We start from the raw sequence: 17,135 nt of genomic DNA, 5'->3' as shown, positions 1-17,135 counted from the left end.
GAGCAGGGGCCCCCTGTTAACACCTGACCGGGCGGCCCGCCCGGGTTCAGCGCGGCGCGCTTGCGGCGACGGTGTCGATCAGCCAGCGCGAGATCGAGTACGCCGGCGGCAACTCCGCCGGCAGCGCGTCCACCGGGAACCAGCGCGCGTCCGTGAGCTCCCTGGCGTCCACCACCGGCTCGGCGGCCGGGTCCGACACGGTGGCGGTGAAGCCGGCGAGCAGGGTGCCCGGCCCGGACATCGCCCAGGGCTGGCTGTCGACGTAGGTGGGCCGGCCGATGGTCAGCCCGACCTCCTCGGCGACCTCACGGTGGGCGGCCGCCTCCAGCGACTCGCCCGCCTCGACGAAGCCGGCCACCAGCGCCCACAGCTGCGTCGGCCCGTATGCGTGCCGGACCAGCAGCACCTCGTCGGGGCCGCCCGCCCGGCCGGGACGGGTGATCGCCACCAGCACGGCGACCGAGAGCGGCAGGAACACGGTCAGGTCACAGCCGGGGCAGCGCCGAGCGGTCTCGCCCGGCACGTCGGCCAGTTCCGTCCGGCACGCCCCGCACCAGCGGTGCGTCCGTCGCCAGGTGACCACCGCGAGGGCCCGCCCGGCGAGGGTGGCCATCGGTTCCGGCAGCTCGGCGGCGACGCCCCGCCAGCCGCGCCAGCGCCCGGGCAGCGTCTCGGCCTCGGCCGCCTCGGCCGCCCAGGCCGGTGTCCCGTCCAGCGTCCCGAGCGGCACCCAGTCGAGGCCGGCGGGCAGCGCGTCGATCCGGTGGAATCGCCCGTCCGGCCCGGTCAGCAGCTTGCGCCCGGCCACCGGCAGGGCCAGGTCGCCCGGCGCGGGCGGCCGGCTCCGGTCGGCGCCGGGGACGAAGCCGGCCCGGCCGGCGGCGGCGGTCACGAGGTGGCCGTACGCTGGTCCACCACGGTCGCCCCGGCCGGCACGTCGAAGGCGGACGCCTCGACCGCGTCGGTGTACCGGCTCAGCGTGATCTCCGCCGACCGGCCGTCCAGCGTCCCGGTGAAACTGGCCAGCACGCCCTCGGTGGTGACGCAGGCGGTGAAGCTCTTCCCGGCGTGGGTGACGTCGACGCAGGTGGCGTGGTGCCCGGCCAGGGTGGTGTCGCGCTGCTCGATGGTGGCCTGGGGATCCAGGGCGGCGTCGGTCAGCAGCCGGATCACCGCCGGCGGGGTGACCAGGGCGTGCTTGCGCACCTCGGTGTAGACCACCACCGACGGCTTGCCGGCGGTCAGCACCGGCGGCGACACGACGCAGGAGGTGTGCTCGCCGCTCTTCTCGCAGCGCGTCACCGCCTCCTGGGTCACCGTGATCTTGCCCTCCGGCCAGGTGTACGCGGACTGGAGCGGCTTCACCGTCTGCGCGATCGAGGCGGTCCGGCCACCCGGCAGCTGGTAGTCGGCGGCCCAGGTCTGCTCCAGGGCCCGGTCCATCCGGGCGGTGAGGTCGTTGACGAGATCGGCCCGCCCGAGCGCGACCCCGGCGTCGTCGAGGGCCTGACAGCCGGTGACCGTGAGCGACGCGATGACCGAGGCGGCGAGCACGCGGAGAGTCGTCGAGGCGGCGGGCATGGGGCCAGCCTTGTCGATCGGGGCAAGCTCTCGCAAACCCGATGCCGGTTGAGGCCCGAGAATCCGGGAATGTCCGTCTCGCGTCACCGGGCTCACGGCCCCCGAACGGCGTGCGGGCAACCGTGGACCGATACGCTGCGTTCAACACCTGCCTCAGCCGCACCGTCGCGGCCCACACCGGACCGGAACACACGAACGAGGAGCGACTCAGTGGCAACCATCGAGGGAATCGTCGCCCGGGAGATCCTGGACTCGCGGGGCAACCCGACGGTCGAGGTCGAGGTCGGGCTCGACGACGGCACGATCGCCCGCGCCGCGGTGCCGTCCGGCGCCTCCACCGGCGCCTTCGAGGCGATCGAGCTGCGCGACGGTGACCAGGACCGCTACCAGGGCAAGGGTGTCGAGAAGGCCGTCACCAACATCGAGGACAAGATCGTCGACGAGCTCATCGGCTACGAGGCCAGCGAGCAGCGGCTGATCGACCAGAAGATGCTCGACCTCGACGGCACCGACAACAAGGCCGGGCTGGGTGCCAACGCCATCCTCGGCGTCTCCCTCGCCGTGGCGAAGGCCGCCGCGGGCAGCGCCGAGCTGAGTCTCTTCCGCTACCTGGGCGGCCCGAACGCGCACCTGCTGCCGGTGCCGATGATGAACATCCTCAACGGCGGCGCGCACGCCGACTCCAACGTCGACATCCAGGAGTTCATGATCGCGCCGATCGGCGCGCCCACCTTCCGGGACGCGCTGCGCTCCGGCGCCGAGGTCTACCACGCGCTGAAGTCGGTGCTGAAGAAGAAGGACCTGTCGACCGGCCTCGGCGACGAGGGCGGCTTCGCCCCCAACCTGCCGACCAACGCCGCCGCGCTGGACCTGATCGCCGAGGCGGTGGAGAAGGCCGGCTACCGGCTCGGCAGCGACATCGTCTTCGCCCTCGACGTGGCCGCCACCGAGTTCTTCGAGAACGGCACCTACACCTTCGAGGGCAGCGCGAAGACCGCCGAGGAGATGAGCAACTACTACACCAAGCTCGTCGGCGACTACCCGATCGTGTCCATCGAGGACCCGCTGTCGGAGGACGACTGGAGCGGCTGGGCCACGCTGACCGCGGCGCTCGGTGACCGGATCCAGATCGTCGGCGACGACCTCTTCGTCACCAACCCGCAGCGGATCGCCCGGGGCATCACCGAGAAGGCCGCCAACGCGGTGCTGGTGAAGGTCAACCAGATCGGCTCGCTCACCGAGACCCTGGACGCGGTGGACCTGGCCCACCGGGCCGGCTTCACGTGCATGATGAGCCACCGCTCCGGCGAGACCGAGGACACCACGATCGCCGACCTGGCGGTCGCCACCGGCTGCGGCCAGATCAAGACCGGCGCCCCGGCCCGGTCCGACCGCGTCGCCAAGTACAACCAGCTCCTGCGGATCGAGGAGGAGCTGGCCGACGCGGCGCGGTACGCCGGCACCGGCGCGTTCCCGCGCTACCGTTCGGCCTGAGCCACAAGCTCCGGGGGAGGGGTGTGACGATGCAGCAGCGCCGCACACCGGGTGGTCAGCGTCCCGCCCGCCGGCCGGGTCAGTCCGGCCGGCCGGGCGCGGCCCGGGTCCGGTCGTCGGTCCGCGACGCCGGCGTCCGCGCCGAGCCGCGCGCCGCCGGCCGGTCGCCCGGCGCCGTCCGGGGCCTCGACGGCGTACGCTCCGCGAGCCGTCCCGCGGCCGCTCGGCGTACGGCGGCCGGCGGCACGGTCAAGCGGCTCACCGCACCCCAACCCCGGCGCTTCACCGGGCGGGCCACCGTGCTCTTCGCGGTGCTGATCGCGCTCGCCCTGGCGTACACCTATCCGGTCCGGGTCTACCTGGACCAGCAGGCGGACATCGCGCGCATGGAGGCGTCCCAGGCCGAGCAGCGCAAGCTGATCGAGGATCTGTCCGCCGAGGCGGCCAAGTGGCAGGACCCGGCGTACATCGAGACGCAGGCCCGGGAGCGCTTCTTCATGGTCCGCACGGGCGAGACCCCGCTGGTGGTGCTCTCCGATCCCGCCGGGGCCGCGAAGGACGCCGGCAAGGGCGCGCGGCCGGGGCCGCCGAAGCCGCCCGAGCCCTGGTACGACTCGCTGTGGTCGAGCGTGCGGGCGGCCAACGCCGAGCGCCCCGGCGAGTGAGCGCCACCACCTGAGCACCGAACGAGAGACAGGCACCGTGAGCGCGAGGAGTGAGCCGGTCCTGCGAGCCCCGCAGTCGCGAACGAAAGGCGACACCGTGAGCGTCGTACCCCCGCAGGATCCGGCGGCGGATTCCGTACCCCCGCCGGAGCGGCAACCGGCCACCGAGGCCGACCTGGCCGCGGTGGCCGCCCAGCTCGGCCGCCCGCCCCGCGGCACGCGGGCGGTGGCCCACCGCTGCCCGTGCGGCCTGCCCGACGTGGTGGAGACGACGCCCCGGCTGGCCGACGGCACCCCCTTCCCGACGCTGTTCTACCTGACCTGCCCGCGGGCGACGGCCGCGTGCAGCCGGCTGGAGTCGGCCGGGCTGATGAAGGAGATGGCCGATCGGCTGGCCGCCGACCCCGAGCTGGCCGCCCGTTACCGGGCCGCGCACGAGGACTACCTGGCCCGCCGGGAGGCGATCGGCCAGGTGCCGGAGATCGCCGGCATCTCGGCCGGCGGCATGCCCGGGCGGGTCAAGTGCCTGCACGTCCACCTCGGGCACGCGCTCGCCGCCGGGCCGGGGGTCAACCCGTTCGGCGACGAGACCCTCGCGCTGGTGGAGAAGTGGTGGGCGGCCGGGCCGTGCGTGGACGTCCCGACGGCGGAGTGAGATGACCGACGCCGACGAGATCACCGTGCGCCGGGCCCGCACCTCGGACGTGCGCGGCATCCGGCGTCTGGTCGACACCTACACCGACGACCGGCGGCTGCTCAGCAAGGCCACCGTCACGCTGTACGAGGACGTGCAGGAGTTCCGGGTGGCGGTGACGCCGGACGGGACGGTGGTCGGCTGCGGCGCCCTGCACGTGATGTGGGAGGACCTGGCCGAGATCCGTACGGTGGCGGTCGACCCGAACATCCGGGGACGCAAGATCGGGCGTCGGCTCGTCGGCGAGCTGATCGGCTCGGCCCGCGAGCTGGGGGTGGCCCGGATCTTCGTGCTGACCTTCGAGACCCGGTTCTTCGGCTCGTTCGGCTTTCAGGAGATCGACGGCGCGCCGGTGCCGCAGCCGGTCTACGAGCAGCTCCTCCGCTCGTACGACGAGGGCGTGGCCGAGTTCCTCGACCTGGAACGGGTCAAGCCGAACACCCTCGGCAACACCCGGATGCTGCTGCGCCTGTGAGCCCCCGGCCGTCGGGCGCGCTGCGCGGCAGGTCGGCCTGTTCCGGTGAGCGGATGCCCCGACTTGCCGCACACTGAGTCGATCATTCCGGCGGGTCGGGCCGGGCTGCCGTAGGGTTGCTGCCGTGACGACGCGCGTGGCTGCCATCGACTGCGGGACCAACTCGATCCGACTGCTGGTCGCCGACCTGCCCGAAGCCGCGGCCGGCCCGCAGGCGCCGCTGGTGGACCTGAGCCGCCGGATGGAGATCGTCCGGCTGGGTCAGGGCGTCGACCGGACCGGCCGGCTCGCGCCGGAGGCGATCGAGCGGACCCGGGTGGCACTCGCCGACTACGCGGCCGAGATCGAGAAGTTCGGCGCGCAGCGGGTGCGGATGGTGGCCACCTCGGCGACCCGGGACGCCGCCAACGCCGGCGACTTCCGGGCGATGGTCGAGCAGACCCTCGGCGTGCCGCCCGAGGTGGTCACCGGCGACGAGGAGGCGCGCCTCTCCTTCACCGGCGCGGTACGCGGGCTGCCGGCCGACGCCCAGCCGCCGTATCTGGTGGTCGACATCGGCGGCGGCTCGACCGAGTTCGTGGTCGGCACCCGCGACGGCGGGGTGCAGGGGGCGATATCGGTGGACATCGGCTGCGTCCGGATGACCGAGCGGCACCTGCACGGCGACCCGCCGAGCCTCGACGAGATCGCCGCCGCGCAGGCCGACATCGCCGCGGCGGTGGACCGCGCGCTGGAGGTGGTGCCGGGGCGCGAGGCCGCCACGCTGGTCGGGCTCGCCGGGTCGGTCACCACCGTCGTCGCCATCGCCGAGGGCCTCCCGGCGTACGACCCGGAGCGCATCCACCACGCCCGGGTGTCGTACGACCAGGTCGCCGAGGTCACCGCCGATCTGCTGGCGAAGAGCGGCGAGCAGCGGCTGGCCATCCCGGTGATGCACCCCGGGCGCGCGGACGTGATCGGCGCGGGCGCCCTGGTGCTCCGGGTCATCATGGAGCGCGCCGGCATGCCGTCCGTCGTTGCCTCCGAGCACGACATCCTCGACGGCATCGCCTGGAGCCTGGCGGGCGGGACCGGTAGCAGGCGGTGAGGTGACCGACCCCACCCGCTCGGCTCCGTGAACCGTCAGCGGCTCACCTCGACGGCTGGCGCGGCCCGTCCGACGACCGCCCGGGCCGGTCCCCGGCACCGCCCAGCAAGCCGGCCCAGTCCGAGTGGCCGGCCCAGTCGGAAGGGCTGGTGCCGCCCGAGCGGCCGGCTCCGTCCGAACCGCCGGCCCGGACCAGCTCCGGCTCGGGCTTCCTGCCTGGCGTGCCCAGGCCGAGACCGTCCGCGCCCAGCGGGCGGTCCGGTCGTGTTCCGGGCGGGATGATCTCGTCCGGTTGCAGCGCCTCGGGCGCGTCGGCTGCCGGCTGCGGCCACCGCTGCCAACGGCGGATGCTCACGACCGCGACGAGCATCAGCGAGCCGATCAGCAGTGTCGTGCCGGTTCGGAGGGGAGCCGCCAGGTCGACCTGGTGGCCGGCCAGGGTTGGTTCGTGCTCGAGCAGGCCCAGCACCGCGGTCGGGCTGACCAGCAGGCCCAGGTAACTGGCCGAGTAGAACAACCCGGTCAGGGCCGCGCCCAGCGGGGAGAACCGGAGCGTGGCGATGAGCCCGAGCAGGATTCCGGCAGCGGCCAGCACCAGTGCGGGGCGGACGAAGTCGCCGCCGTCGAGGACGCCGCCTTTTTGTGCATCCGCGAATGTCTGCGCTGACCGGTCCTGGCCGAGGGCGAAGAGGATCCAGGCCAGCGGACCGACGATGGCAGCGGCGATCACGGTTCCGATGTGTCGCATTCGGGCAACGTACCGATCGTCTTTTGGCGCAGCAGGTCCCATAAGCGAAACTTAAGTGCGGACAAAGGATGGATCTTCGGATGACAGGAGGGCTGTCACACTGTCGGCCCGCGTGGTCACCCAGTGTCTCACCGGGCGACCGTCAGACGCGTCAAGCCGACCTCTCCACGTCCGGGACCCGAACGGCAGGGTCATCAACGTGACCCGGCACCAGGAGTAGCGCGGGTCGCTCAGGCGCTCTCGGCGGCGAGGCGGGCGCTGAAGCCGAGCAGGGCCATCCCGGTCAGCCCGTCCAGCCAGCGCCGTACCCGCCGCCGGGACAGCACCGCGCGGACCCGGTTCAGTGCTCCGACCAGCACCAGCAGGTACGTCAGGCTGAGCACCGCGTGGCTGAGCGCGAAGGCGAGCAGTATCTGCAGGGGCGCCGACGGGGCGACGAACTGTGGCAGCACGGCCAGGTAGAAGGCCAGCACCTTGGGGTTGGTGATGTTGGACAGGAAACCCTGCCGGAAGCCGGTGAGCGCCTGCCCCGGCACGGCGGCGTCGGCGGCCAGCGGCGGGTAGCTGCCGTGCCAGGCCGAGCGCCACGCCTGCGCCCCGAGATACACCAGGTACGCCACCCCGGCCCAGCGGATCGTCTCGAACAGTGGCTGGGAGCGAACGATGAGCGTCCCCAGCCCGGCCGCCGCGGTGCCGCCCTGCAGCGCGTTCGAGGTGGCCACGCCGATCGCGCTCCACCTGCCACGGCGGCGGCCGGCGGCCAGGGTGTTGCGGGTGACCACGGCGAAGTCCGCCCCCGGGATCAGGACCAGCACAAGGGCGAAGACCAGGAACGACGCATAGCTGCTCCACGACATGCCCGCACCCTACGGCCGGGCCGGCCGGAAGCTAGTGTTTTCTTGACGGTACTCCGCAATCCACAGTACTGTGTCAAGCGTGGATACGACGCAGCTCCTCAAGGGCGTGCTCGACCTGGCCGTTCTCGCCGTGCTCCGGGACGAGGACGGCTACGGTTACGACATCCTCCGCCGGCTGCGCGAGGCCGGCCTGGAAGAGGTCGGCGACGCCTCGGTCTACGGCACCCTGCGCCGGCTCTTCGCCGCCGGCCTGCTGACCACGTACGTGGTGCCGAGCGAGTCCGGCCCGCACCGCAAGTACTACGCGCTCAACGCCGCCGGCCGGGATCAGCTCGCCCGCTCCGGCAAGACCTGGCGCTCGTTCGCCACCACCATGGACGCACTGCTCGACGATCGGGGGATGGCGGCATGACCGTCACTGGGCAGGAGATCGCGGACTACGTCGACCGGGTGCGGAGCGCCCTCGCCGACCTGCCACCCGACGTCCGCGACGAGTTGACCGAGGACCTGCCGGAGCACCTGGCCGAGGTGGCCGCCGAGACCGACGGCACGCTGGTCGACCGGCTGGGCACCCCCGAGGCGTACGCGGCCGAGCTGCGGGCCGCCGCCGGGGCGGACGGCCGGCCGACCGGATCGTCCGTCGAGCGGCGGCTGGCCGCCCTGCGGGGCCGGTTCGCCGCCCGGCTGCGCGGTCTCGACACCCGGCTCGGCCCGTTGTTCGGGTACGCCACGGCGAGTGAGTTCTTCCGGCCGCTGCGCCCGGCGTGGTGGCTGGTACGGGGCTGGCTGGCCGCGCTGTTGATCTCCGCCGCGCTCGGCGAGCCGTCCGGCCTGCTGCCCCGGCTCGGCGGCAGCGTGCTGGCCAGCCTGTTCCTGCTCGTCGGCACGGTCCTCGTCTCGGTCTGGTTGGGCCGTCGCTCGGTCGGCCTCCTGGGTTGGCCACGGCGGCTGCTGCGGCTCGGTACGGCCGCCCTGCTGCTCTTCTCCTTCGCCGTGATGCTGAACGTGGACCAGCACGCCAGCGGGGCCGGGTCCGTGCTGCCCTATAGCGAGATCTTGGTGGGCAACCCGTACGACTCGATCAAGGACGTCTACGTCTATGACGAGGAGGGGCGGCTGGTGCGCAACGCCCAGCTCTTCGACCAGGACGGCGTGCCGATCCGGCTCGGCCGGCCGACCTGCCTCGACGCGAGCGGCAACGTGCCCGTGCCGCGGAACGCCTACCCGCACTGTCCCGACCAGGCCCCCTTCGGGTCGCCCGCGCCCAGCTCGGTCGCGCCCGCGCCGACGGTCAGCGCGGCGCCGCCGTCGGTGACGCCGAGCGGGAGCGCGCCGCCCGCACCGAGCGGCAGCGCGCCGCCCACGCCGAGCGAGAGCGCGCCGACCGCGAGCCCGCCGCCCGCGCCGAGCGGGAGCGCCCCGGCCGGGGTGCCAGAGCCGACCCGCTGAGCCCGCTCGAGGGGCGTCCGTCGACCGGCGGACGCCCCTCTCGCGTCCATCATGGACGGAACCGGTGGGGCGGCGCGGCGGACATCGGAACAGGTCGCTACGGTGTCGTCTGCTCATCGATTCCCACGAAGGGACCGTCCGTGTCAGAGCAGGCCACCCTCACGCCCGTACGACCGCAGCTCGACGACGCCCCCGCGCCGGCCGCGCGGTCCCGCCTCGGCGCCGTGCTCGGGGTGGTCGTGCTTCTGCTCGGCATCACGGCCGCCCTGCTGGTGGGGTTGCTGATCCGGGTCGGGCCGGGTGGCGACCTGCGTGACCTGTTCGGCGGTGACGGTACGGCCGGGGCGAGGGTCGGTGACTGCGTCGCCGAGTTGCCCCGGGTGGCCGGCGTGGAGGCGAAGCCGGCCGACGACGCCCGGGTGATCGAGTGCGGCTCCGCCGGCGCCGCGTACGCGGTGGTCGGCCGGGTGCAGGACCCGGCGGCGGCGCGGAACCGCTCGGCGAACGCGTGCGAGCCGTACTTCCGGCCGGGCGACGACGGGTACGTCCTCTACCGGGTCGGCGACGACGGCGACGGCTACGTGCTCTGTCTTGTCCGTGGGGTGACCGGGAGGTGAAGGCCACTGTTTCCGTGTCTTCCCCGGGCCGGTGACCGCGTGGCACGCTACCGCACGTAACACCCACTGTGCGACCAGCCAACGATGACTGACCGCTAGGGAGGACGGGTCGATGGGCGAGATGGTGAGCTTCGCCGGCAACGGAGGGACGAGCGAGGGGTATCTCGCGATACCCTCCGACGGTGCGGCCAGCCCGGCGGTCATCGTCATTCAGGACTGGTGGGGTCTGGTGCCCCACGTCCGGGCGGTGGTGGACCGCTTCGCGGAGGCCGGCTTCGTCGCCCTCGCGCCCGACTTCCGGCACGGCGGCCCGGCCAGCCGGCCGAGTGAGCCCCGGCAGATGCTGAACAGCACCCAGATGGACGAGGCGGCGACGGACATCGCCGCCGCCGCGGAGTACCTGGCCGGCCGCCCGGAGGTCGCCGGCAAGGTCGGGTGCGCCGGGTTCTGCGCCGGTGCCAGCCTGGCCCTCTGGTCCGGGACGTTCTCCAAGCGGATCGTCGCCACGGCGGGCTTCTACCCCCGCCTGCCCTGGGAGGGCATGCGGACGGACTGGGCCGACTACGTGGGCAAGGCCGCGCTCATCCACTGCTCGGAGGCGGACGGTACCTCCAGCGCCGACGGGGTGCAGAGCGTCCGCCGGGCCATCGAGGCCGCCGGAGGCACCTGCCAGACGTACGACTACCCGGGCACCGCGCACGCGTTCTTCAACGAGGACCGCCCCGAGCACTTCGACCAGCGGGCGGCCGCCACGGCCTGGGCCCGCACCCTGGAACTCTTCCGGACCACGCTTGGCTGAGCCGCGTACCCCGCAGGAGGTGGTCGCCCGCGCCGCGCGGGCGGCCGACCTGGCCGACCTCGACGGCGCGGTGAGTGACTGCTTCGCCTGTCCCCGGCTGGTCTCCTGGCGGGAGGAGGTCGCCCGGACGAAGCGGGCGGCCTTCCGCGACCAGGAGTACTGGGGCCGGCCCGTGCCGGGCTTCGGCGCGCCCGACGCGCGGATCGCCATCCTCGGCCTGGCGCCCGCCGCGCACGGCGGCAACCGTACCGGCCGGATCTTCACCGGTGACCGCTCCGGCGACGTGCTCTTCGCCGCGCTGCACCGCGCCGGGCTGGCCAACCAGCCGACCAGCGTCGCCGTCGACGACGGCCTCGCCCTGCGCGAGACCCGCATCTTCGCCGCCGTGCGCTGCGCGCCGCCGGACAACAAGCCCACCCCGGTCGAGCGGGACACCTGCGCGCCCTGGCTGCACCGCGAGGTCGCGCTGATCCGGCCCACCCTGCGGGTCGTGGTCGCGCTGGGCGCGTTCGCCTGGGCCGCATGGTGGCCGGTCCTGCGCGACGTGTACGGTCAGCGTCCACCCACGCCCCGCCCGAACTTCGGCCATGGGGCACACTGGTCCGGCACGTCCGTGCCGGCGCTGCTCGGCTGCTACCACGTCAGCCAGCAGAACACCTTCACCGGGCGGCTGACACCAGCGATGTTGGACGACGTGTTCGCCCGGGCGAAACGGCTGGCCGGGGTGGACCATTGAGGACTGCGTAGGGCGGTGGGATGGACCTCGGCGTGCTACGCAGGTGGTGGCCGATCGCTGCGGTGACCCTGCTGCTCGCCGCTGCCGCGCTCGCCGCCGGGCACTCCGCGATCGGGGCCAGCCGGATCCCGCCCGCCGTCGACGCCATTCCCTACGTGCCGGAGTACCCCACCGCCGAGCCGGCGCCCTCGATCCCGGTCGAGCCCCGGGACATGGGCGAGCCCACCTCCGGCGGGATCCCCCAGTGGATCCTCACCGCGGCGCTGGTCGTGCTCGGCCTGGCCGTGCTGGTCGCCATCGGCTACCTGATCTGGACGGTGGTCAGCGGGGCGCTGCGGCGGACCACCCGGGCCGTTCCGGTGCAGCGGGCCCGGCGCACCGCCGAGGGCACCGCGCGGGAGGTGGCGGCCGCCCTGGACGCCGGCCTGGTGGAGCTGGACGACCGGTCCACCGACCCGCGTACCGCGGTCATCGCCTGCTGGGTCCGGCTGGAGGAGGCCGCCGATGAGGCCGGGGTGCCGCGGCTCGCCGGGGACACCTCCACCGACCTGGTCAGCCGGCTGCTGCGCGGCGACCCGACGGCCGGCGTCCCGGCGATCGCCAGCGCCGACGTGCTGGACGGTTTCGCCCGCGTCTACCGCGAGGCCCGGTACGCCACCCACACGGTCGACGAGCGGATGCGCGACCAGGCCCGGGCCGCGCTGCGCCGACTGCGGGGGGAGCTGACCGAGGTGGCCCTGCCCGAGCAGCGGGAGGCCACCGCATGAGCACGAGCACGAGCACGAGCATCCATGACCTGCTGTCGTTCGCCGAGGAGCCGGCCGAGGAGCCGAGCGGTTCGCGGGGCGGGCCGGGGCGCGGGGTGCTGCGTACCCTCGGGGCCACCGCGGCGATCGTGGTGGTGGTCGTGGTCGGCCTGCGCGCGGTGGGCCTGCAGGTCTCGCTCTGGATCATCGTGGCGGGCGTGCTCGCCCTGCTCACCGTACGCCGGGTCACCGCCACGCTGTCGCCTCCGCCGCCGCCCCGGGCCGGTGGCCGGGCCCCCGCCGGCGAGGAGCCGGGCACCTGGAACTGGGCTGCCCAGGACGCGCTGCGCGCCGCGATCAACGGGTGGGAACGCCCGCTGGACTGGTGTGGCAGCGACCGGGAGCGGTTCGCCACCCGGATCCTGCCCCGGCTCGGCGAGCTGGCCGACGAGCGGCTGCGCCAGCAGCACGGGATCACCCGCGAATCCGACCCGGCCCGCGCCCGCGCCCTGCTGGGGGAGCCGCTGTGGAGCTTCCTCGGCACGCCCCCCCGTCGCAACCCGTCGCCGCGCGACCTCGCGGCGATCGTCGCCGAACTGGAGAAGTTGTGATGAACGACGTGGACCGGAGCATGCCCCCCGCCGAGGTGGGCCGGCTGGCCCGGGAGGTGCTGGACGCGGTCGGCACGGTCGTGGTCGGCAAGCGGGAGGCCCTGGAGCTGGTCCTCGCCGGCATCCTGGCCGGCGGCCACGTGCTGCTGGAGGATCTGCCCGGCCTGGGCAAGACGCTGACCGCGCGTTCGTTCGCGCAGGCGCTCGGGCTGGACTTCCGCCGGCTCCAGTTCACCCCGGACCTGCTGCCCGCCGACGTCACCGGTTCCTTCCTCTACGACCAGCGCAGCGGCGACTTCTCGTTCCGGGCCGGGCCGGTCTTCACCAACCTGCTGCTCGCCGACGAGATCAACCGCACCCCGCCGAAGACCCAGTCGGCGCTGCTGGAGGCGATGCAGGAGAAGCAGGTCTCCGTCGAGGGCGTGACGTACCGGCTGGACGAGCCGTTCCACGTGCTCGCCACCGCCAACCCGATCGAGTACGAGGGGACGTACCCGCTGCCCGAGGCGCAGCTCGACCGGTTCCTGCTCCGGGTCTCGTTCGGTTATCCAGACCACGACGAGGAGTGGGACGTGCTGCGCCGGCGGATCGCCCGCCGCCGGGAGGAGGCCGAGATCAAGCCGGTGGTGGACGCCGGCACGCTGCGCGCCATGCAGGCGGCGCTGGAGGACGTGGTCGTCGAGGACTCGATCGGCCGCTACATCGTGGCGCTGACGGCGGCCACCCGGGAGCACCCGTCCGCACTGGTCGGCGCCTCGCCGCGCGGCTCGCTGGCGCTGCTGCTGCTGTCCCGGGTCCACGCGGTGCTGGCCAACCGCGACTACGTGGTGCCGGAAGACGTCAAGGCGGTGGCGGTACCCGCGCTGGCCCACCGGATCACCCTGCGTCCGGAGATGTGGCTGCGCCGGGTCGACCCGTCCTTCGTCGTCGGTGAGGTGCTGGAGTCGACGCCGGCCCCGGCCAGCGGCGCGCTGCCCAGTTACGTGGCCGGGCACGCCGGGCGCTGATGGCCGACCGTCACGAGCCGGCGAGCGGCTGGGCACCCACCTGGGCGCTCGGCCGGGCCGTGCTGCTCACCGGGCTGCTGCTGATCGCGGCCGTGCTGCTCGGCCGGATCGACCTGGTCGTGTTGGCGACGCCGTTCGCCCTGGGCACCGCGTACGGGCTGCGCCGCCGGCCCACCGGGCTGCCCGAGCTGGAGATCGGCACGCCGGACGCGCACCTGGTCGAGGGTTCGCCGATGGCCGCCACGATCGCCGTCGCCAACCCAGACGCGGTGTCGTACGACGTGGCGGTGATCCGTACCCGGATGTCGCGCTGGCTGCGGGTGGAGAAGGCCGGTTTCGGCGGGGCGGGGGTGGACGTGAGCCGGTCCGGCGGCGCCGACCGCCCCTTCGTCACTTCGGTGCCGTCCGGCACCGCGGTCGACCTGGAGCTGACCGGGACGGCGCTGCGCTGGGGCCGGCACCCCATCGGCCCGGCCGGGGCGCGGATCGCCGTCGCCGACGGGCTGCTGGTCTCCCGAGCCGTGATCACCGAGCCGGTCCCGACGCGGGTCTATCCGATGACCGAGCCGTTCGAGGCGGTCGAGGCGATGCCCCGGGCCGCCGGGCTGGTCGGCGCGCACCACTCGCGCCGGCCGGGTGAGGGCGGCGAACTGGCCGGCGTGCGGGTCTTCGCCCCGGGGGACCGGCTGCGCCGGATCGACTGGCGGGTGTCGCTGCGGGCCCGGCAGCTGCATGTGGCGGCCACCCTCTCCGACCGGGACGCCGAGGTGGTGGTGCTGCTCGACGTGCTGGCCGAGGCGGGCCGCTCGGGGGGCGTACGCGGGGCGGCCTCGGTGCTGGACACCACGGTCCGGGCCGCGGCCGCGATCGCCGAGCACTACCTGCACCGGGGCGACCGGGTGGCGTTGCTGGAGTACGGCCTGGCCGCCCGCCGGCTGCGCCCGGCCACCGGTCGCCGGCAGTACCTGACCGTGCTGGAGTGGCTGCTCGACGTGCGGGCCGAGTCCTCCCCGCACGAGCCGTACGACCAGGTGTTCGGTCCGCAGCTGCTCTCCTCGGACGCGCTGGTGGTGGTGCTCACCCCGTTGCTGGACGAGCGCTCGGCCCAGATGCTGGCCCGGATGGCCCGGGGCGGGCGGTTCGTGGTGGCGGTGGACACCCTGCCGGCCGACCTGCCGGCGCCCAAGGACCGGGGCTGGGCCGAGGTGGCGTACCGGCTGTGGCGGCTGGACCGGGACACGATGATCGGCCAGCTCCGCGAGCACGGCGTGCCGGTGGTGCGCTGGGCCGGTGCCGGCAGCCTCGACCAGGTGCTGCGGGACGTGGCGCGCCTCGCCACCGCGCCGAGGGTCGGCGGCCGGTGAGCGGGAGCGGAGGCGGGCGCGAATGAACGAGCTGGTCGAGGGGCTGAACGAGCGGGCCCGGGCGTTGCGCTACGCGGTCAGCCGGATCAGCCTCACCCCGCTGCTGGTCCGCGCCGGCATCTTCCTCACCGTGCTGGTCGGTTTCCTGGTCGCGTACCCGGTGCAGGCGTTCACCCCGCGGTCGCTGCTGGCCCTCGCGGTGGCGGCGGTGCTGCCGGCGGTCGGACCCCGCCGGGTCTGGCCGACCTTCGCCGCGCTGGTCACGGTCGGTGGCTGGCTGCTCGCCACGCTCGGTTTCGACCGGCCGCCGGCGCTGTGGCGGCTGCTCGCCGTGGCGGCCCTGCTCTACCTGGCGCACACCCTCTGCGCGCTGGCCGCGCTGCTGCCGTTCGACGCGGTGGTCGACCCGGACCTGGTGTTCCGGTGGTTGACCCGGGCCGGTGGGGTGGTGCTGGCCAGCGCGGTGCTCGGGGTCGTGCTGGCCTGGCTCGGCGGGGCCGGCGGGGAGTCGGCCTCCCAGGCGGTGACCGTGGCCGGTCTGCTCGTCGCGGTGGGGCTCAGCGCGCTGCTCGGCTGGCTCCTGCGTCGCAGATAGCGGAACGCCTCGAGACGTTGCGCAGGTCACAAGGGTTGTGCTCGGTCACAGAAGGGGGTCTCGAAAGGGATGAGCTGAGCCGCCCGGGGAAAGATGGATGACGTGAACCCGAAGCGGATCCTTGTCGTGGGTGCCGGGCACGTGGGCCTGTACGCGGCTCTGCGCCTGTCCAAGAAGCTGAGATCTCGTGAGGCTGAGGTCATCGTCGTCGACCCGCAGCCGCACATGACCTACCAGCCGTTCCTCCCGGAGGCTTCCGGCGGCAACATCTCGCCTCGGCACGCGGTGGTGCCGCTGCGCCGGGAGTTGCGCAAGTGCAAGGTGCTGGCCGGTGCGGTCACCCGGATCGACCACGACCGGAAGACCGCGACCGTGCAGCCGATCAGCGGCCCCGCGCGAGAGATCCAGTACGACCACGTGGTGGTCGCCCCCGGCTCGGTCTCCCGCACGCTGCCGATTCCCGGCCTGCATGAACACGGTATCGGGTTCAAGACCATCGGCGAGGCGATTTTCCTCCGAAACCACGTGCTGGACCGGCTCGACGTGGCGGCGGCCACGACCGACCCGGAGGTCCGCCGGCGCGCCCTGACGTTCGTGTTCGTCGGCGGCGGCTACGCCGGCATCGAGGCGCTCGCCGAGATGGAGGACATGGCTCGGGACGCGCTGCGCTACTACCCGGAGCTCGAGCCGGACGAGATGCGCTGGGTCCTGGTCGAGGCCACCCAGCGGGTGCTGCCCGAGGTCGACCGGGACATGGGTGCCTACACGGTGCAGCAGCTGCTCAAGCGGAACATGGACATCCGCCTGGACACCCGGCTGGAATCCTGCGTCGACGGGGTCGTCAAGCTCTCCGACGGCGACAGCTTCCCCACCGACACCATCGTCTGGACGGCCGGCGTCAAGCCGTCGCCGATGCTGGACGCGACGAACTTCCCGCGCGACGAGCGCCGCCGGGTCACCTGCCTGCCCACGCTGCAGATCGTGGACGGCGACCGGGTGATCGAGGGCGCGTGGAGCGCGGGCGACTGCGCCGCGGTGCCCGACCTGACGAAGGAGCCGGGCAACTTCTGCTCGCCGAGCGCGCAGCACGCGGTGCGGCAGGCCGGCCGGATGGCCGACAACATCGTCAACGTGATCCGCGGGCGCGAGCCGGTCAACTACAAGCACAAGCACGCGGGCAGCGTGGCCAGCCTCGGCCTGCACAAGGGCGTCGCGCAGGTCTACGGCGTGAAGATGACCGGCTGGCCGGCCTGGTTCATGCACCGCACGTACCACATGTCGCGAATCCCGTCGTTCAACCGCAAGGTCCGGGTCGTGGTCGACTGGACCCTGGCGTTCTTCCTCAAGCGTGAGGTGGTCGCGCTGGGCCAGCTGCACGACCCGCGCGAGGAGTTCGCCGAGGCGTCGCAGCCGGTCGGCGCGCGCCGCTGAGTTCGTCCGGCAGAGGGCCCTTCCCGCCTGGGGAGGGCCCTCTTGCTGTTGCATGCTCGGGCCGCCGCGCTCGGTGGTTGCGGTTTCCGGGTGTGGCCTGGGGTGCCTCGTTGGTTGCGGTTTCGGGTGTGCGTGGCGGTGCGTGGGTGGTTGCGGTTGGGGTGTGGCCCGCCGTGCCC

At 73.7% G+C, this 17,135-nt stretch carries 20 protein-coding genes; 16 read left to right on the top strand and 4 right to left on the bottom strand.

What is annotated here, in order from left to right; all coding sequences use genetic code 11:
- Positions 1-46: 46 nt before the first annotated feature.
- Both nudC and ABZ570_RS24795 read right to left on the bottom strand, forming a co-directional pair.
- Positions 47-892 (bottom strand): NAD(+) diphosphatase, encoded by an 846-nt coding sequence (gene nudC / locus ABZ570_RS24800; RefSeq protein ID WP_358068153.1) that lies wholly within the window; start codon positions 890-892, stop codon positions 47-49.
- Positions 889-1,581, bottom strand: coding sequence for a hypothetical protein (locus ABZ570_RS24795; RefSeq protein ID WP_358068150.1), 693 nt, complete (start codon positions 1,579-1,581; stop codon positions 889-891). Before ABZ570_RS24795 ends, nudC begins: the two co-directional genes overlap by 4 nt.
- A 210-nt stretch (positions 1,582-1,791) precedes the next feature.
- Between ABZ570_RS24795 and eno the strand changes: the two genes are divergently transcribed.
- From eno to ABZ570_RS24770, 5 genes are all read left to right on the top strand, one after another.
- Positions 1,792-3,075: a phosphopyruvate hydratase gene (eno, locus tag ABZ570_RS24790; protein ID WP_358068147.1), complete on the top strand. Its 1,284-nt coding sequence runs from the start codon at positions 1,792-1,794 to the stop codon at positions 3,073-3,075.
- 29 nt (positions 3,076-3,104) lie between these two features.
- The gene (locus ABZ570_RS24785) at positions 3,105-3,740 is read left to right on the top strand and encodes a septum formation initiator family protein (RefSeq protein ID WP_358068144.1); all 636 of its coding nucleotides are present in this window, start codon (positions 3,105-3,107) and stop codon (positions 3,738-3,740) included.
- A gap of 97 nt (positions 3,741-3,837) precedes the next feature.
- Entirely contained in the window at positions 3,838-4,395 is a 558-nt protein-coding gene (locus ABZ570_RS24780) for a DUF501 domain-containing protein (protein ID WP_358068141.1), read from the top strand.
- A gap of 1 nt (position 4,396) precedes the next feature.
- Entirely contained in the window at positions 4,397-4,909 is a 513-nt protein-coding gene (locus tag ABZ570_RS24775; protein WP_358068138.1) for an amino-acid N-acetyltransferase, read from the top strand.
- Between the two features lie 136 nt (positions 4,910-5,045).
- Positions 5,046-5,996 (top strand): Ppx/GppA phosphatase family protein, encoded by a 951-nt coding sequence (locus tag ABZ570_RS24770; RefSeq protein WP_358068192.1) that lies wholly within the window; start codon positions 5,046-5,048, stop codon positions 5,994-5,996.
- Positions 5,997-6,039: 43 nt separating this feature from the next.
- Here ABZ570_RS24770 and ABZ570_RS24765 read toward each other — a convergent pair whose 3' ends face one another.
- Positions 6,040-6,744, bottom strand: coding sequence for a hypothetical protein (locus ABZ570_RS24765; RefSeq protein WP_358068135.1), 705 nt, complete (start codon positions 6,742-6,744; stop codon positions 6,040-6,042).
- Positions 6,745-6,974: 230 nt separating this feature from the next.
- On the bottom strand, positions 6,975-7,601 hold the full coding sequence (locus ABZ570_RS24760; RefSeq protein ID WP_358068132.1) for a LysE family translocator: 627 nt from the start codon (positions 7,599-7,601) through the stop codon (positions 6,975-6,977).
- 79 nt (positions 7,602-7,680) lie between these two features.
- Here ABZ570_RS24760 and ABZ570_RS24755 point away from each other — a divergent pair, with 79 nt between their 5' ends.
- The 11 genes from ABZ570_RS24755 (at position 7,681) to ABZ570_RS24705 (ending at position 16,956) form a co-directional block, all read left to right on the top strand.
- On the top strand, positions 7,681-8,013 hold the full coding sequence (locus ABZ570_RS24755; RefSeq protein ID WP_091114372.1) for a PadR family transcriptional regulator: 333 nt from the start codon (positions 7,681-7,683) through the stop codon (positions 8,011-8,013).
- Positions 8,010-9,050 (top strand): hypothetical protein, encoded by a 1,041-nt coding sequence (locus tag ABZ570_RS24750; protein ID WP_358068129.1) that lies wholly within the window; start codon positions 8,010-8,012, stop codon positions 9,048-9,050. Before ABZ570_RS24755 ends, ABZ570_RS24750 begins: the two co-directional genes overlap by 4 nt.
- A gap of 140 nt (positions 9,051-9,190) precedes the next feature.
- Positions 9,191-9,667, top strand: coding sequence for a hypothetical protein (locus tag ABZ570_RS24745; RefSeq protein WP_358068126.1), 477 nt, complete (start codon positions 9,191-9,193; stop codon positions 9,665-9,667).
- A 112-nt stretch (positions 9,668-9,779) separates the two neighbouring features.
- Positions 9,780-10,466: a dienelactone hydrolase family protein gene (locus ABZ570_RS24740; protein ID WP_358068123.1), complete on the top strand. Its 687-nt coding sequence runs from the start codon at positions 9,780-9,782 to the stop codon at positions 10,464-10,466.
- Between the two features lie 19 nt (positions 10,467-10,485).
- Positions 10,486-11,202 (top strand): uracil-DNA glycosylase, encoded by a 717-nt coding sequence (locus ABZ570_RS24735; protein WP_358068189.1) that lies wholly within the window; start codon positions 10,486-10,488, stop codon positions 11,200-11,202.
- A gap of 20 nt (positions 11,203-11,222) precedes the next feature.
- On the top strand, positions 11,223-11,969 hold the full coding sequence (locus tag ABZ570_RS24730; RefSeq protein WP_358068120.1) for a DUF4129 domain-containing protein: 747 nt from the start codon (positions 11,223-11,225) through the stop codon (positions 11,967-11,969).
- A complete protein-coding gene (locus ABZ570_RS24725) occupies positions 11,966-12,559 on the top strand; it encodes a hypothetical protein (protein ID WP_358068117.1) in 594 nt (197 codons plus the stop codon). The genes ABZ570_RS24730 and ABZ570_RS24725 overlap by 4 nt, the downstream gene beginning before the upstream one ends.
- Positions 12,559-13,566, top strand: coding sequence for a MoxR family ATPase (locus ABZ570_RS24720; protein ID WP_358068114.1), 1,008 nt, complete (start codon positions 12,559-12,561; stop codon positions 13,564-13,566). Before ABZ570_RS24725 ends, ABZ570_RS24720 begins: the two co-directional genes overlap by 1 nt.
- Positions 13,566-14,930, top strand: a complete 1,365-nt coding sequence (locus tag ABZ570_RS24715) for a DUF58 domain-containing protein (protein ID WP_358068111.1) — start codon at positions 13,566-13,568, stop codon at positions 14,928-14,930. Before ABZ570_RS24720 ends, ABZ570_RS24715 begins: the two co-directional genes overlap by 1 nt.
- A 22-nt stretch (positions 14,931-14,952) precedes the next feature.
- Positions 14,953-15,525, top strand: a complete 573-nt coding sequence (locus ABZ570_RS24710; protein WP_358068108.1) for a hypothetical protein — start codon at positions 14,953-14,955, stop codon at positions 15,523-15,525.
- 102 nt (positions 15,526-15,627) lie between these two features.
- The gene (locus ABZ570_RS24705) at positions 15,628-16,956 is read left to right on the top strand and encodes an NAD(P)/FAD-dependent oxidoreductase (protein WP_358068105.1); all 1,329 of its coding nucleotides are present in this window, start codon (positions 15,628-15,630) and stop codon (positions 16,954-16,956) included.
- Positions 16,957-17,135 lie beyond the last annotated feature (179 nt).

Origin of the sequence: Micromonospora sp. NPDC007271, assembly GCF_040634005.1 — a bacterium.
Lineage (GTDB): Bacteria > Actinomycetota > Actinomycetes > Mycobacteriales > Micromonosporaceae > Micromonospora.
This window is presented reverse-complemented; position numbering and strand designations above follow the sequence as displayed.